General features: G+C 59.8%; 14 protein-coding genes. 6 read left to right on the top strand and 8 right to left on the bottom strand.

Going from position 1 to position 14991, the window contains the following annotated elements:
• The 4 genes from IB250_RS22000 (at nt 1) to cmoB (ending at nt 2912) form a co-directional block, all read left to right on the top strand.
• Nucleotides 1-393 (top strand): protease inhibitor I42 family protein, encoded by a 393-nt coding sequence (locus IB250_RS22000; protein WP_192345565.1) that lies wholly within the window; start codon nt 1-3, stop codon nt 391-393.
• Nucleotides 394-395: 2 nt separating this feature from the next.
• Nucleotides 396-1031: a lysoplasmalogenase gene (locus IB250_RS21995; RefSeq protein ID WP_192345564.1), complete on the top strand. Its 636-nt coding sequence runs from the start codon at nt 396-398 to the stop codon at nt 1029-1031.
• Nucleotides 1032-1179: 148 nt separating this feature from the next.
• The gene (cmoA, locus tag IB250_RS21990; protein WP_019647788.1) at nt 1180-1959 is read left to right on the top strand and encodes a carboxy-S-adenosyl-L-methionine synthase CmoA; all 780 of its coding nucleotides are present in this window, start codon (nt 1180-1182) and stop codon (nt 1957-1959) included.
• Entirely contained in the window at nt 1956-2912 is a 957-nt protein-coding gene (cmoB, locus tag IB250_RS21985) for a tRNA 5-methoxyuridine(34)/uridine 5-oxyacetic acid(34) synthase CmoB (RefSeq protein WP_123500586.1), read from the top strand. The genes cmoA and cmoB overlap by 4 nt, the downstream gene beginning before the upstream one ends.
• A 135-nt stretch (nt 2913-3047) precedes the next feature.
• Here cmoB and tadA read toward each other — a convergent pair whose 3' ends face one another.
• The gene (gene tadA / locus IB250_RS21980) at nt 3048-3545 is read right to left on the bottom strand and encodes a tRNA adenosine(34) deaminase TadA (protein ID WP_192345563.1); all 498 of its coding nucleotides are present in this window, start codon (nt 3543-3545) and stop codon (nt 3048-3050) included.
• Entirely contained in the window at nt 3545-4921 is a 1377-nt protein-coding gene (locus IB250_RS21975) for a multicopper oxidase family protein (protein ID WP_192345562.1), read from the bottom strand. Before IB250_RS21975 ends, tadA begins: the two co-directional genes overlap by 1 nt.
• A 779-nt stretch (nt 4922-5700) precedes the next feature.
• Here IB250_RS21975 and IB250_RS21970 point away from each other — a divergent pair.
• The gene (locus IB250_RS21970) at nt 5701-6024 is read left to right on the top strand and encodes a hypothetical protein (protein WP_192345561.1); all 324 of its coding nucleotides are present in this window, start codon (nt 5701-5703) and stop codon (nt 6022-6024) included.
• Between the two features lie 223 nt (nt 6025-6247).
• Here IB250_RS21970 and IB250_RS21965 read toward each other — a convergent pair whose 3' ends face one another.
• The 5 genes from IB250_RS21965 to treP all read right to left on the bottom strand — a co-directional run bounded on the left by IB250_RS21965 (nt 6248) and on the right by treP (nt 13665).
• Nucleotides 6248-6538, bottom strand: coding sequence for a PTS transporter subunit EIIB (locus IB250_RS21965; protein WP_192345560.1), 291 nt, complete (start codon nt 6536-6538; stop codon nt 6248-6250).
• A 2-nt stretch (nt 6539-6540) separates the two neighbouring features.
• Nucleotides 6541-9075, bottom strand: a complete 2535-nt coding sequence (gene ptsP / locus IB250_RS21960) for a phosphoenolpyruvate--protein phosphotransferase (RefSeq protein WP_192345559.1) — start codon at nt 9073-9075, stop codon at nt 6541-6543.
• Between the two features lie 62 nt (nt 9076-9137).
• Entirely contained in the window at nt 9138-10361 is a 1224-nt protein-coding gene (locus IB250_RS21955; RefSeq protein WP_192345558.1) for a maltoporin, read from the bottom strand.
• A 94-nt stretch (nt 10362-10455) separates the two neighbouring features.
• Nucleotides 10456-12105, bottom strand: a complete 1650-nt coding sequence (gene treC / locus IB250_RS21950) for an alpha,alpha-phosphotrehalase (RefSeq protein ID WP_192345557.1) — start codon at nt 12103-12105, stop codon at nt 10456-10458.
• Between the two features lie 117 nt (nt 12106-12222).
• Nucleotides 12223-13665 (bottom strand): PTS system trehalose-specific EIIBC component, encoded by a 1443-nt coding sequence (treP, locus tag IB250_RS21945; RefSeq protein WP_192345556.1) that lies wholly within the window; start codon nt 13663-13665, stop codon nt 12223-12225.
• 329 nt (nt 13666-13994) lie between these two features.
• On the opposite strand from treP, the gene treR reads away from it, so the two are divergent.
• Nucleotides 13995-14699, top strand: coding sequence for a trehalose operon repressor (gene treR, locus IB250_RS21940; protein WP_192345555.1), 705 nt, complete (start codon nt 13995-13997; stop codon nt 14697-14699).
• A 59-nt stretch (nt 14700-14758) separates the two neighbouring features.
• On the opposite strand, the gene IB250_RS21935 is transcribed toward treR, so the two are convergent.
• On the bottom strand, nt 14759-14968 hold the full coding sequence (locus IB250_RS21935) for a hypothetical protein (protein ID WP_192345554.1): 210 nt from the start codon (nt 14966-14968) through the stop codon (nt 14759-14761).
• Nucleotides 14969-14991: the final 23 nt, after the last annotated feature.

The raw sequence follows: 14991 nt of genomic DNA, 5'->3' as shown, positions 1-14991 counted from the left end.
ATGTCCCCCACCCGCCTGTTTATCCCCCTCGCCCTCGCCCTGCTGAGCGCTTGCGCCACGCAACCGAAACACAACGTGACCGTGGAAAAACAAAGCGAATGCCCGGTGCAACTGAACAACGGGCAAAACCTGATCCTGACCCTGCCCAGCAACCCGACCACGGGTTATCGCTGGACGATCCAGGATTCGGCCGGTGGCGTGTTGCGCGCGCTCAGCCCCGAGGTCTATAGCAACCCGGAAGACGCCGGGATTGTCGGCAGCGCCGGCCTCTCTACCTGGCGCTTCCAGGCCTTTGCCACCGGCACTGGTCGGTTGCGGCTGACGTATTCACAGCCGTGGGCACCCGAAGTACCGGCGGTGAAAACCTTCGACTGCGCCATCGCGGTTAACTGATCGTGGGCTGGCTGATTCTGGCGTTGATGGGCGCGGTGACCTTTCTGTATGGCCTCAGCGTGCATGCCGCGTTGCTGTGCCTGCTGGTCAAACCGTTGCCGGTGCTGGCCCTGCTCGGCTGGTTGCACGACGCGCCACCCAGCGACTATCGGCGCTGGATCAGCCTGGGTTTGATTTTCTCCCTGATCGGCGACGTGTTGCTGGCATGGCCGGGGGATTTGTTCGTGTTTGGCCTCGGGGCGTTTTTGGTCGCGCATCTGGCGTATCTGAAGGCTTATTTGAGCGATTGCCGGCGTCTGGCGCTGTTGCCGTTGATCCTCGCGTTGAGCGTCGGCGCGGTACTGCTGGGGATTCTGATTTCCAATGGCTTGGGTCCGTTACTGGTCCCGGTAATCGTTTATGGCCTGGCCATCAGCGCCATGCTCTGGCGCGCCCTGGCCCGATTCGGCACCGACGTGCCCAAACGCTCGGCGCTGCTGGCGGCGGCGGGCGCGCTGGCGTTTGTGTTTTCTGACAGCGTGATTGGCATTAACCGGTTTGTATCACCGTTCAACGCCGCGCCTTATGTGATCATCCTCAGCTACTGGCTGGGGCAATGGGGAATTACAGCTTCGGCGTTCGATCAGAAACCGCGCTGAATCCATCGCGAGCAGGCTCGCTCCCACAAGTACAGTGCAATCCTTGTGGGAGCGAGCCTGCTCGCGATAGCAATATCACTGACGGTGAAGACTCCGGAGCCGGCGCTTTATCAGACAACCCGCGCATCCCCCCATCAATTTGGCTAAAATGCCAGCCTTTTCCACCTACGCCGCTGGAACCGCCGTGAGCAAAGAATCCGATCGCCTTTTCGCCCAGCCTTTGGCCCAGGTGCCTGACTTCGCCTTTAACGAGGACGTGGTGCGGGTGTTCCCGGACATGATCAAGCGCTCGGTGCCGGGTTATCCGACCATCGTGGAAAACCTCGGCGTGCTCGCCGCGCAGTTTGCCCAACCCAACAGCGTGCTCTACGACCTGGGCTCGTCCCTCGGCGCGGTGACTCAGGCCCTGCGCCGTCACGTGCGCACCGACGGCTGCCGCGTCATCGCTGTGGATAACTCCGCAGCCATGGTCGAGCGTTGCCGTGAGTACCTCAACGGCCAGGACTCGATGTTCCAGGAGTTGCTGCCGGTGGAAGTGATCGAGGGCGATATCCTTGCCCTGGAATTCCAGCCAGCCTCGGTGGTGGCGCTGAACTTTACCCTGCAATTCATTGCCCCGGACCAGCGCACCGCGTTGCTCGCGCGCATCCGCCAGTCGTTGCTGCCCGGTGGCGCGCTGATTCTCTCGGAGAAGCTTCGCTTCAACGACCCCGAAGAACACGCGCTGCTCACCGACCTGCACGTGGCCTTCAAACGCGCCAACGGCTACAGCGAACTGGAAATTGCCCAGAAGCGCAGCGCCATCGAAAATGTCATGAAGCCCGACAGCCTCGAAGAACACCGCGAACGCCTGCTGGCCGCCGGGTTCTCGAAAGTCGTGCCATGGTTCCAGTGTCTTAACTTTGCCTCGTTGATTGCCTTGCCATGATTGATCTGTCCCCCCTAGCCCGCCGCCTGGCCGGTACTCCGCTGGCCGAATGGGCCAACACCCTGCAAGCGCAACTCGACAAAAAAATGGAAAAAGGTCACGGCGACCTGGAACGCTGGCAGAGCGCGCTGGACGCGTTGCCGAAGATTCAGCCTAGCGAAGTCGATTTGTTGAACGGCCTGAAACTGGACACCGATTGCGACGTTGAGACCCGCGCACAAATGCGCACCGCACTGATGGGTTTATCGCCCTGGCGCAAAGGCCCGTTCGACCTGTTCGGCGTGCATGTCGACACCGAATGGCGCTCGGACTGGAAATGGTCGCGAGTCGCGCCACATCTGGATTTGAAAGGCAAACGCATCCTCGATGTCGGCTGTGGCAACGGCTACTACATGTGGCGCATGCTCGGCGCCGGGGCCGACAGTGTGATTGGTGTTGACCCGAACTGGCTGTTCTTCTGCCAGTTCCAGGCCGTGCAGCGTTACCTGTCCGAGCCCAATGCCTGGCACTTGCCGTTTCCCTTTGAGGATCTCCCTCCCAACCTGGAAGGCTTCGACACCGTGTTTTCCATGGGCGTGTTCTACCACCGCCGCTCGCCGATCGAGCATTTGCTGGCGCTGAAGGATTGCCTGGTCAAGGGCGGTGAACTGGTGCTGGAAACGCTGGTGATCGAAGGCGATCAGCAGCAGGTGTTGGTGCCGGAAGACCGTTACGCGCAGATGCGTAACGTATGGTTCCTGCCATCGGTGCCGGCACTGGAACTGTGGCTGCGCCGCGCCGGCTTCAGCGATGTGCGTTGCGTGGATGTGAGCGTGACCACGGTCGAGGAACAACGCGGGACGGAGTGGATGAAGTATCAGTCGTTGAGCGATTTCCTTGATCCGCAGGATCACAGCAAAACGATCGAAGGGCTACCGGCGCCGATGCGCGCCGTCATCGTCGCCCGCAAATAAAACCCCGATCTCCCTACCAATGGAGATCAAAATGTGGGAGCGGGCTTGCTCGCGAATACGGACTAACATTCAACACAGATGTTGACTGACCCACCGCATTCGCGAGCAAGCCCGCTCCCACACTGGATTGGTGTTTTAGTCTGCTGGCTTGGCTCTTCTGGCCTTGAAAAAATCGCTCAACACCGCGCCACACTCCTCCGCCAACACCCCGCCCTCATACAACACCCGGTGATTCAAAAAGCCCTGGGTAAAGAACTGCCCCTGGCTCTGCACAATCCCGGCCTTGGGTTCCAGCGCGCCATACACCACCCGCGCAATCCGCGAATGCACGATCAGCCCGGCGCACATGCTGCACGGCTCCAGGGTCACGTAGAGCGTGCTGCCCGGCAGGCGATAGTTGCTGGCGGCTTGGGCCGCGGCGCGAATCGCGACCATCTCGGCGTGGGCGCTGGGATCGTTGCCGCTGATCGGGCAATTGAAACCCCGCCCGATGATTTCACCGTCCTGCACCAGCACCGCGCCCACCGGCACTTCACCCAGCGCCGCGCCTTGAGCGGCCAGGGCCAGGGCTTCGCGCATGAAGTCGCGATCACGGCTGCGGTCGATAATCGCTGCGGGGCGAATCTGACGCATCACGCCACCTCGATGGCGGCCATCAGGCCGGTTTCCATGTGGTCGACCACATGGCAATGGAACATCCAGACCCCAGGGTTATCCGCCACCAGCGCCACTTGCGCACGCTCGTTCTTGCCCAACAGGTAAGTGTCGGTGAAGTACGGGATGATCTTGTGCCGGTTCGAGGCGATGACTTTAAAGCTCATGCCGTGCAGGTGGATCGGGTGCTGATACTGAGTCATGTTCTTCAATTCGAAAATATAGCTTTTGCCCTTTTCGAGCTTGGCAATCGGTCGATCGGCGCAGGTCTTGTCGGTGATGTCCCAGGCCTTGCCGTTGATCTGCCACAGGCTTGGCGGCTTGCCGTTTTCGACATTGACCGACACCGAGCCTACCCATTCAAAATTGAAGTTGAGTTTCTCGGCATTGGCCAGGTCCGGCTCGGCCACCGGGTTGGCGGGCAGCGCCGGCGGCCACGCGGTCGGCGCGTCGGTATTGGCCACTGAGCGAAAGGTGCCCAGGCGTACCGGGCCGTTGCGCAGGGACAATTCTTCACCGGCCGGCGGTGCCTTGATCGCCAGGCAAATGCGCATGCCAGGCCCCAGCCAGTATTCCTTGCCCAATGGGCGCGGTTCAATCGGATTGCCATCCAGCGCATAGATCTGCGCTTCGACACCGGGGATGTTGAGGCGGTACGTCAGCGTGTTATCGAGGTTGAGCAGGCGTACACGAGTGATCTGCCCGGCAGGCAAGTCGATCACCGCTTGCGAGACGCCGTTGATGGTCGACAAGCCCCCCGCCGTGCCGCCACGGGCCGCTTCACGAGGAATGCTGAACGCTACGAAAGCGCCCTCTTCATCGACGTGCCAGCTCTTGAGGCTCAAGGTTTTTTCGTACTTGAAACCAGTGGGCTCACGCTCTTCGATAATCAGCGGGCCGACCAATCCGCGACCGAGCTCTTCGCTGCTGTTCACGTGCGGGTGATACCAGTAGCTGCCGGCGTCGGGCACGCGGAATTTATAGTCGAAGTACTCGCCCGGCAGCACCGGTAACTGCGAGACATACGGCACGCCGTCCATTTCCAGCGGCAGGCGGATGCCGTGCCAGTGAATAGTGGTCGCCACCGGCAAGTGGTTGATGAAACGCACCCGCAACCATTCGCCCTGACGCACGCGCAACTCGGTGCCCGGCGCCGACGGGCCAAACGCCCAGGCCGGGGTCTTGTGCCCGGCCACCAGTTCAACGTCCAGTGGTGCAGCGATCAGCTCATAGTCGTGGCCGGCGTCTGCATCGGCCATCTTGCCCAGCCAATAACGCGACGCGCCACCAGCCCCCACGCCAACCACCACAAGACCGGCCAGGCCACCGAGTATTTGTCGACGGGTAAAGGACATGAACTCAACTACCTCACATATCAGCCACAGGCACGGGGCCTGCAAAAGGCGAATACGATACACCTGCGGTTGAGAAACAGTAAGGGCAGCGCGGCGGATGGTCACAGCCGGTGGTGAACCCTTTAAAAGATCGCAGCCTTCGGCAGCTCCTACATTTGATCGGCGTACACCCTGTAGGAGCTGCCGAAGGCTGCGATCTTTTGGGGCTCGCGCGATATGTCTGATGCAATGCGACTACAGAATTTAGGGCCGCTTCGCTGAACATGACTTAGTCGCCGCCAATCAGCGAATCGCCCTACATCCATTTCAACCTTTCCCGACTTCTTTCCTGATCCATCCCCCGCAAAGTCCCCGCGCCCGATTTTCTGCCTACAGGATCTTCCCATATTTAGCGGTCTGCCTCGATTCCATAGGAGCGAGGCCCGCGAAGGCGGTCTTACAGTCGGCGAAATTTCTGGGCAAGGTCATCGGAAGTTTCCTTCAAGTCGTAGCGGATTCCATGAACTGGTGTGAAATGCGTTCCATCGATAGTCTTTGGCTGTCACTGCGAATGCAGTGGCAGGGTGTAGGAGCCCTCTCTCATGGTGCAACAGCTTTGTCGTTTGATTGCGGCGCTTAATTCGTGTCCGTAAGATCGTTCGCGGCGGCTATGCGCGGGACACGCTTCGGCGTGGCCGAGGTTCATGAGTGCTCGGTACTCCTACTCCTGCGCATGGCTGCCACCCAAACCTGTAGGAGGGTGCGTTGGCAGCTCATATGCATACTCATGGAAATTACAAATGACGACGCTAACGCCAGACCCACCCGACGAAAAACCAATGCCCCACCCCAAAAGCCGCTTCATGGCGCTCACCAGCAACTGCACCGACATGCCGACCCTGTTCGTCGATACCCACGCGCCGCTCGATGTTTTGTATGACGCTGCCAACTATCGAATTCGCGCGGTGACGCAGGTGCTTGAGAACATGTCGATGCGCGGTTCGGTCGAGTGCGAATCCTTCATTTTCAGTGACTTTGCCTTGCTCTGCGCCATTCCGTTGCGCGATGGGTGTGATGTGCTGGATGTGATTGGGCGGCGTTTGCGGGCTCGGCCTTCGGACTAACGTTGCTGAATGATCGTTCCCACGCTCTGCGTGGGAATGCAGCCCGTGACGCTCTGCGTCACATCGGTGTCTGGCTCGACAGTGGCGGTGTGGCTGGAACGCGGAGCGTCCCTTGAGGCATTCCTACGCGGAGCGTGGGAACGAGCACCGTGCAGAGTTTGACCGCTCAGCAGCCCAACGGGAGCAAGCTCCCTCGCCACAGGCAGTCCCTCGCCACGGTCGGTTACGCTTGGAGACCAGTGATCAGATGAACAACCCCATCCTCCAGCATCATCACCCCTGGCACCCCCGCCGCCGCCAAAGCCTGCCGATCCATCCGCGCCACATCCCGCAATTCCACCCGCACCCGGGTCAGCGCCACCGGCTGTTGCGACTTGAGGTTATCCATTCCGCCAAGCCCGGCGACGATATTTGCGGCCAAACCGCCAACCGGCTGAGCCTCCTCTTTCGGCTCATCCACCACCAGGTCCGGGGTCAACGCTTTCCAGAACGCCCGCTGCATTTTCTCGAACATGCTCAGTTCTCCAGAACCAGTGAAGTATCGACCGTTGCCTCGTGGTGCAGCCGCAATGCCTCGCGCACTTGCTCGGCACTTTCCAGCCCCAGCACTTGCTGGGCGATGGCTTGGCAGTCCAGCAAATCCACTTCGCGAACCGCCGCTTTGATCGCCGGAATCAACGGCACGCTCACCGACAACTCATCCACCCCAAGCCCCAGCAACAACGGCACCGCCAGTTTTTCCGAAGCCAGTGCGCCGCATACTCCGACCCATTTGCCATGGGCATGGGCGGCTTTCACGGTGGTAACGATCAAGCGCAATACCGAGGGATGAAAACTGTCAGCCTGACTGGCCAGCCGTGGGTGATCACGGTCCATGGCCAGGGTGTACTGGGTCAGGTCGTTGGTGCCGATGGAGAAGAAATCCACTTCGGACGCAAACAGGTCAGCCATCAGCGCCGCAGCGGGTACTTCGATCATGATCCCCAGTTTCGGCAGTTCAGTCAGGCCCAATGCCAGCGCTTCTTCTTCCAGCAGTTGGCGAGCCAGCCGCAGTTCCGACAATTGCGTGACCATCGGCAGCATGATGTGCAGGCGAGCCAGCCCGGCGCTGCTCAGGATCGCCTTGAACTGATCACGCAACAGTTGCGGACGCTCCAGGCACAAACGAATCCCGCGCATGCCCAGGAACGGGTTGGTTTCGCGCTCCATCGGCACATAGGCCAAGGGTTTGTCACCGCCGACATCCAGGGTGCGCACTACCAGGTTACGCGCTGGCCCCAATGCGCGGGCAATGGCGCTGTAGATGGATGCCTGTTCGTCATGGCTTGGCGCGTGGTTGCGATCCAGATAAAGAAACTCCGAACGCAATAGACCGACGCCCTCGCCCCCCAGCGCCATGGCCTGTTCGGCTTCGGCCAGGGACGCGATATTGGCGGTGATTTCAACATGATGCCCATCGCGGGTACAGGCGGCCAGTCCTGCATTTTCCAGCTCGTATTGTTGGCGTTTCTTTTGCAGCTGACGATTGGCTTGCAACTGCTCAATGGCAGCCAGCTCGGGATCGAGCTGCAGTTCGCCCTTGTCGGCATCGAGCAACACCCGGGTGCCATTGATCAGTGTCAGCACCTGAACCGGCAAGCCGCAGATCGCCGGCAAACCGAAGGCCCGCGCGAGAATCGCCACGTGGCTGGTGGCGCCACCACCGACCGTGGCGAACCCGAGCACCTTGCGCGTATCCAGGCCAGCCGTTTGGGAGGGCGTCAGTTGCTCGGCAATCAGAATCGCCCCGTCCGGCAACTCCATTGCACGATCTTCTACGCCGAGAATCAGCTTGAGTACCCGTTGACCGACGTCGGCCAAATCCGCTGCCCGTTCGGCCAGCAAGGCATTGCCCAGTTTTTTGAACAAGGTGGCCGTCGACTCGGTGGCCGCACGCCAGGCGAAACCGGCGCTTTTGCCTGCATCGATCAGTGCCAGTGCCTGATCCAGCAGGCCAGGGTCTTCGAGCAGTTCCTGATGAGCCTTGAAGATGTCTGCCTGGGCGTCACCCGTGGCCTTGTCTCGCAACTGCTGCAAGGCCAGAACCGCCTTGGCCAGCGCTCGGGACAGGTGTTCGCGCTCAACCTGAGGGCTGACGCCTGATTCACTGACCTCAAGGCTCTGCTCGGCAATCTGCACCACCTGGCCAAACGCCGACCCCGGCGATGCACAGACGCCGCGCAGCACCGTTAGCGATGAGGCCTGCGCGGCAACTGTCTCAACCTCTGCCATCACCGTTACGGCTTCTCCACAACCGGCGGCCAGCAACTCGGCCAGCGTCTTGATTGCCACTTCGGCATCCGCGCCCGCCGCGCTGACCTGCAGGACGTCACCATGGGCGGTCTGCAACGCCATGATCGCCACCAGGGATTTGGCGTTCGCGCTGTCCTGCTGTTTATGCAGGCAAATGCTCGCCGCAAAGCCTTTCGCCGCCTGGGCAAACACTGCTGCGGGGCGAGCATGCAAACCGTTGGTGTTGGGCAGCGTCACCGGTTTGGAAAACAGCGCTTCGCCCTCCTGCGCAATCCCCTCATCGGCTGCCACTTCGGATGGACGCAGCCTCAGCAGCGGCTGACCACTTTCCACCACACCCGTTTCGGGCGCCAGCCAGGTGAACGGCTCGCCGCTGACCACCAGCATCAAGGTCAACAAACTGCGGGCGTTCAAGGCAATGTAATCGGCATCGAACTCGATCAGTGCCTGCCCCACTATTACCCGCTGACCTTCCTCCACCAATCGGGTGAAACCCTTTCCAGCCAGGTTCACGGTATCGAGACCGATGTGCATCAGCACCTGTACGCCATTGTCGTCGGTGATGCTGACGGCATGCCCACTGACCTGCACATTGCTGATCACGCCGGCCAGCGGTGCGCATAAGGTTTGCGAAGTCGGATCGATACACAGACCGTCGCCGATCACGCGACTGGAAAACACCTGATCGGGCACCTGATCCAGCGGCATCAGCACGCCGGACAAGGGTGCCAGCAGTTGCAATTGTTGGGGTGTGGCCATGACGTCACCTGCTGTTTTGTTCTTTGAAGTGCTGATGGAGCGCGAGGCTCCGACAGCATCGCTTATTTCCACCAATACTCGACCTGCAATCCGACGTTCGAACCGTGTCGCGCCGTGCCGAAGGCGCCGGTGTCGGACAACGCCGAACCCGCAGCCAGTTCATTGGCCGCCCGTTTAGCCGCCTCGTTCCAGCTGGCATAGGTGTAATACAGACGCACCTCGGGGCGCGCCCAGAATTCCGGGCCCTTGGGCGACCAGGTCGGGGCGAAGGTGAACTTGCTCAGCTTGCGCGTCCCGCCCGTGGCTTCAACCTGATCGTGGCCCAGTTCGGTCACCAGTTTGAACTGCTCGGTGATCGCATAGGCCGGACGAATCCCGAGAGAAATCCAGTTCTGGTCGGCGCCGTCCGGACGAATGTCCTTCTGGTAGACCGCTTCAACCTGCCCACCAAATCGCGGCGTCACTTGCCAGTCGAAGAACTCCACCACGCGATAGCTTTTACTGCTGTCGTCCAGCCTCACGTTACCGGTATAGCCCAACCCGGTACCGGGGCCTTCGCCGTACTGAAAGGCCAGTTTATTCTTGCCACCCAGAAAGTCTTTCTGCACATGCTGGGTGGTAATCGCCCAACCGTGGTGAGCGTCGCGGCTGTCGGGTTTGTCGATGTAGCTCAAGCCGAACTCCAGCTCACCGCCAGGGTTGGTGTTGAAGCCGGCGACGTTGAAATCGTGACGGTTGATGTAGTCCTTCTGGTACAGGTTGTCTTTGCGCGAGAAGGCGTAGCTGTATTTCAGATCGCCGATCAGCACATCTTCGATACCGCCACCGGTGGCGCTCTGGTTCCAGTAGTAGAAGTCGGAAATGTGGATATCGTTGCGTTTGTAGTAACGCCGACCGGCCCACAGCGAACCGCCGTTGAGGCTGGGCATGTTCGACCATTGCGCATACAACTGCGGCATGCGCACCGAGCCGTTGTCGCCGTTGAACGTCAGGCTGCGGTCGTACTGGTTATACAGCGAGGCCATGCCGTCGACACTGAGCACCGAGCCGTCGTCGAGGGTGAACAAGTCCTGACGCAACTCCAGCTCCGCATACTGTTCGCATTCGTTGCCGAGGCGGTATTTCGACTGCGCACCCGGCAATTGAAAACATGATTGCGAACTGCTGTTGACCGAAGTGCCGACACCGCTACGCACATAGCCGGCGAACTCCAGCGCATGGGCCGATAACGGTAATGCCAGGTACACGCCCGCCGCTACAAGGCTGCGATTTATTGTTGTTTTCAAGAACCACCTCATTATTTTTATTGTGTGATGCAGCAAAATCGGCGCGCAAAACTCCCCCGCGCAGCGTTCTGCGTGTTTTTTGAATTAGTGTTTTTTAGTGGTCAGTCAGGCGCAGAACGAACGACTCATAGGGCCGTAAAAACACCTGCCGATTGCGCGGCGGGCAGTCCGGGTAGTTGCTGATGACCAGAGATTGCACCATCGATTCGTTGATCACTTCTGGCGGCAACTCGACTTCGCACGGCGCGCCATAGAAGTTGTTCAGCACCAGCAAACGCTCGCCATGGCCTTCACGCACATACGCCCAGATTTGTGTGTGCTCAGGCATTAACTGCCGGTACACGCCGTCGGACATCAACGTTTCACTGCGACGCAGCGCAATCAACTGACGGTAGTGATGCAGCACCGAATCCGGGTCGTTGAGTTGGTGGGCGACGTTGATTTGCGCTGCGTTGGCCGGCACGCCGATCCAGGGTTCGACCGCGCTGAAACCAGCGTTCGGCTCGGCGTTCCAGTGCATCGGCGTGCGACCGTTATCCCGGGACTTCTGCATGATCGCCGCCATGTTGTCGGCATCGCTGCTACCTGCCTCGCGCTTGAGCCGGAAGATGTTCAGGGTTTCGACGTCGCGGTACTGATCGATGTGATCGAACCCCGGATTGGTCATGCCCAGTTCTTCGCCTTGATACACGAACGGCGTGCCCTGCAGGAAATGCAGCGCCGTGCCGAGCATCTTCGCCGACACCACCCGATGTTCACCGTCATGGCCAAAACGCGAGACCACCCGCGGCTGGTCGTGGTTACACCAGAACAGCGCGTTCCAGCCGCCGCCAGCCTGCATGCCGGTCTGCCAATCGGCGAGGATGCGCTTGAGTGCGAGGAAGTCGAAATCGGCGCGAACCCACTTCTGCAGGTTCGGGTAATCAACTTTCAAGTGATGGAAATTGAAAGTCATCGACAGCTCTTTCGACTCCGGCCGCGAATAGCGAATGCAATGCTCCAGACTGGTGGACGACATCTCGCCGACGTTGATCAGGTCATGGCCTTCGAACACTTCGCGGTGCATCTGCTGCAGGTATTCGTGGACGTTCGGGCCGTCGGTGTAGAAGCGCCGACCGTCGCTGTTGTCCTCGGGGAAATCCGCCGGTTTGGAAATCAGGTTGATCACGTCCAGACGGAAACCGCCCACGCCTTTGTCGCGCCAGAAACGCATCATCTTGAACACTTCGGCACGCACCTGGGGGTTGTCCCAGTTCAGGTCGGCCTGCGTGTGGTCGAACAGGTGCAGGTAATACTGACCGGTCTGGGCCTCGTACTCCCAGGCCGAACCGCCGAATTTGGATTCCCAATTGTTCGGCTGGTCGCGCCAGATGTAGAAATCGCGGTAAGGGTTGTCGAGGCTGCTGCGGGCCTGCTGGAACCAGGTGTGTTCGATCGAGGTGTGATTGACCACGATGTCGAGCATCAATTTGATCCCGCGCTTGCCGGCCTCGGCGATCAGCAACTCGCAGTCGGCCATGGTCCCGTAGCTTGGATCGATGGCGTAGTAATCGCTGATGTCATAACCGTTGTCGCGCTGGGGCGAACGCAGGAACGGCGTGATCCACAGGCAATCGACACCCAGCCAGTGCAGGTAATCGAGCTTGGCCACGACGCCGAGCAAATCCCCCGTGGGGTTGCCGGCGTGGCTGTGAAAACTCTTCGGGTAGATCTGGTAGATCACCGAACGTTGCCAGTCTTGCATGGCGGGATTCCTTCAGTAAGTTTTGTACTGGCCTTGGGGGCCTCTTCGCGGGCAAGCCCGCGCCCACATTGGGATGCGGTCAACTGTGGGAGCGGGCTTGCTCGCGAATGCGATCTGTCAGGCAACCCGATACCCAGGCCGGACAATCCTCATGCTCAACCCGCAGGTCAGAACAAACGGCACGACCATGGCAATCACCATCCCGACCACGAACATCGGAATGAACTGGGGGATGATCGAGATGAAACCGGGCAGCCCGCCAACGCCGATCGCCGAAGCCTGGACCTTGTTCAGCGACAGGAAAATGCTGCCCAGCGCCGAGCCGATCAAGGCCGCATAGAACGGAAATTTGTAGCGCAGGTTGACCCCGAACATGGCCGGTTCAGTGATGCCGAAGTAGGCAGAAATCGCCGAGGTCGAGGCCATGCTTTTGTCCCGCACACTGCGGGTCATGTAGAACACCGCCAGTGCCGCACTACCCTGGGCGAGGTTGGACATGACGATCATCGGCCAGATGAAGGTGCCGCCCTGGGTGGAGATCAGTTGTAAATCGACCGCGAGAAACATGTGGTGCATGCCGGTGATTACCAGCGGTGCGTAGAGCAGGCCGAAAATAGCGCCGCCGACCATGGGCGCCAGGTCGAACAGGGTCACCACACCTTCGGTGATGAGAATCCCCAGATGGCGGGTCACCGGACCAATCACCGCCAGCGCCAGCACACCGGTGACGACGATGGTGGTGATCGGCACTACTAGCAATTGCACCGCATTAGGCACTCGCGCCCGCAGCCATTTTTCGATGACGCTCATCACATAGGCCGCCATCAGGATCGGCAGGATTTGCCCCTGATAACCGACCTTCTCGATCTGAAACATACCCAGGATGTCGAAGTACGGCAGGCTCTGCCCCTCAAGCCCAGCCACCGCTTTGCCGTAGTTCCAGGCATTGAGCAGATCCGGGTGCACCAGCATCAGGCCGAGCACGATGCCAAGGATTTCGCTGCCGCCAAAACGCTTGGCCGCCGACCAGCCCACCAGTGCCGGAAGAAACACGAACGAGGTGTTGGCCATCAGGTTGATCAGGCTCCAGAGCCCGTCAAGCTTGGGGTAGGCGTCCAGCAGGGTCTTGCCCTCGATGAACATGCCCTTGGCGCCAATCAGGTTGTTGATGCCCATCAGCAGGCCGGCAATGATCAGCGCCGGAAGGATCGGCATGAACACGTCGGAAAACACCCGCACCAATCGCTGCATGGGGTGGATCTTGTCGGCGCTTTTCTGTTTGACGTCGGCGATGGTCGAGGCGGCGAGGCCGGTTTGCCGGCGTAGCTCGGCGTAGACCTTTTCCACTTCGCCGGGGCCGATGACCACCTGGAACAGGCCACCGGTAAAGAACGAACCTTTGACCAGATCGATCTGGTTCAGCGTGGCGCTATTGACCAGGCTCGGGTCCTTGAGGGCCAGGCGCAGCCGTGTGACGCAATGCGCGGCCTGCTCGAGGTTATCGCTGCCGCCGAGGCTGTGCAGCAGCTCAGAGGCAATGTTCGGATAGTCGTGGCTCATGCTTGTTCTTCCACTGTAGTTTTTTGTTATTGGCAGCACGCCGAAGCGAAAAGTACTCGTCTGTACGAGTTATTGCAACAACTCGTACAGACGAGTTTGGTTTTGTTTATCCACCACCTGACAAACGGCACATTCCCCCACCGAAAAAACTCACCTTTGTAGCAGTTGCCAAAGGCCGCGTTCGGCCGTAGCAGCTGTCGAGCTTGCGAGCTTGCGAGCTTGCGAGGCTGCGTTCGGCAGCTGCTACACATCATCTACGCCATGGACAAACCCCTACCCTGCCCTTAAGGTTCAAAACCTTGAGCACAGCACGGCACAGAGCCATCCCCATGAGTAAATACAACCAGATCTACAGCGATCTGCTTGCCAGCATTACGACCGAACGTCTGGAACGCGGCGCCCGCTTGCCGTCCGAAACCGAACTGATGGACAGCTATCAGGCCAGCCGCGGCACCGTGCGCAAGGCCATCGAGCAATTGCAGGAGCGCGGCTTCGCCCAGAAAGTCCACGGCAAAGGCACCTTCGTGCTGTCGACTAACCCGATCGAATTCCAGCTCGGCGGTATCGTCAGCTTCCAGGAAACCTACCCGCGACTGGGCAATGACGTCAGCACCGAGGTGGTCGAATTCACCCAGATCCCCCTCGAAGGCCCACTGCTCGAACACATCAAGGCCGAAGAAGGCAGCCTGATCACGCGGATCAAACGCGTGCGGCGGATCGATGGAAAACGGGTGATCCTCGACATCAACCACTTCGTCAGCGACGTGATTCCCGGTTTGTCTCGCGACATCGCCGAGCAATCGATCTACGCCTTCATCGAACAGACCCTGCAACTGCAAATCGCCTATGCCCAGCGCACCATCGAAGCGGTGCCCCGCAGCAAGGACGACCAGCAACACCTGGATCTCGACGGCCAGAGCCATGTGATTGTGGTCAGTAACCAGACGTTTTTGCAGGATGGCAGGCAGTTCGAGTACACCGAGTCGCGGCATACGCTGGATAAGTTCTACTTTTCGGATGTGGCGCGGCGCTGAAACGCAAAAGGCCCCGTGAACTCGCGTTCACGGGGCCTTCAGGTGTTAGGGACGATCAGTTACAGTCGAGATCGCTCGAAATTTCCCACCTGCTCCTGCCTGCCATTGTGCCCTTTGCAGTAGGCGTGCAATGCCGTATCCGCGCAAGGAGGTAATGCATCGAGCTGACGCAACACATTTTGGGCGATCTCCTTGTCCTTCGACGCTGCATGATCGACGCGGGCAGTGGCCACAGAATGGAAATAGCGGAAGGTCGACTTGTCCTTCATGTCCGTCGGCGTGACAAGCTTCC

Origin of the sequence: Pseudomonas sp. PDM09 (assembly GCF_014852305.1) — a bacterium.
GTDB lineage: Bacteria > Pseudomonadota > Gammaproteobacteria > Pseudomonadales > Pseudomonadaceae > Aquipseudomonas.
Note: the sequence above shows the minus strand (reverse complement) of the source record. Positions and strands in the feature narration are given on the sequence as shown.

What these genes read in the sequence shown, in the direction of transcription:
- IB250_RS22000 (WP_192345565.1), top strand. Translation starts at nt 1, where the DNA reads ATGTCCCCCACCCGCCTGTTTATCCCCCTCGCCCTCGCCCTGCTGAGC.
- cmoA (WP_019647788.1), top strand. Translation starts at nt 1,180, where the DNA reads ATGCCAGCCTTTTCCACCTACGCCGCTGGAACCGCCGTGAGCAAAGAA.
- cmoB (WP_123500586.1), top strand. Translation starts at nt 1,956, where the DNA reads ATGATTGATCTGTCCCCCCTAGCCCGCCGCCTGGCCGGTACTCCGCTG.
- tadA (WP_192345563.1), bottom strand. Translation starts at nt 3,545, where the DNA reads ATGCGTCAGATTCGCCCCGCAGCGATTATCGACCGCAGCCGTGATCGC.
- IB250_RS21975 (WP_192345562.1), bottom strand. Translation starts at nt 4,921, where the DNA reads ATGTCCTTTACCCGTCGACAAATACTCGGTGGCCTGGCCGGTCTTGTG.
- IB250_RS21970 (WP_192345561.1), top strand. Translation starts at nt 5,701, where the DNA reads ATGACGACGCTAACGCCAGACCCACCCGACGAAAAACCAATGCCCCAC.
- IB250_RS21965 (WP_192345560.1), bottom strand. Translation starts at nt 6,538, where the DNA reads ATGTTCGAGAAAATGCAGCGGGCGTTCTGGAAAGCGTTGACCCCGGAC.
- ptsP (WP_192345559.1), bottom strand. Translation starts at nt 9,075, where the DNA reads ATGGCCACACCCCAACAATTGCAACTGCTGGCACCCTTGTCCGGCGTG.
- treC (WP_192345557.1), bottom strand. Translation starts at nt 12,105, where the DNA reads ATGCAAGACTGGCAACGTTCGGTGATCTACCAGATCTACCCGAAGAGT.
- treP (WP_192345556.1), bottom strand. Translation starts at nt 13,665, where the DNA reads ATGAGCCACGACTATCCGAACATTGCCTCTGAGCTGCTGCACAGCCTC.
- treR (WP_192345555.1), top strand. Translation starts at nt 13,995, where the DNA reads ATGAGTAAATACAACCAGATCTACAGCGATCTGCTTGCCAGCATTACG.
- IB250_RS21935 (WP_192345554.1), bottom strand. Translation starts at nt 14,968, where the DNA reads ATGAAGGACAAGTCGACCTTCCGCTATTTCCATTCTGTGGCCACTGCC.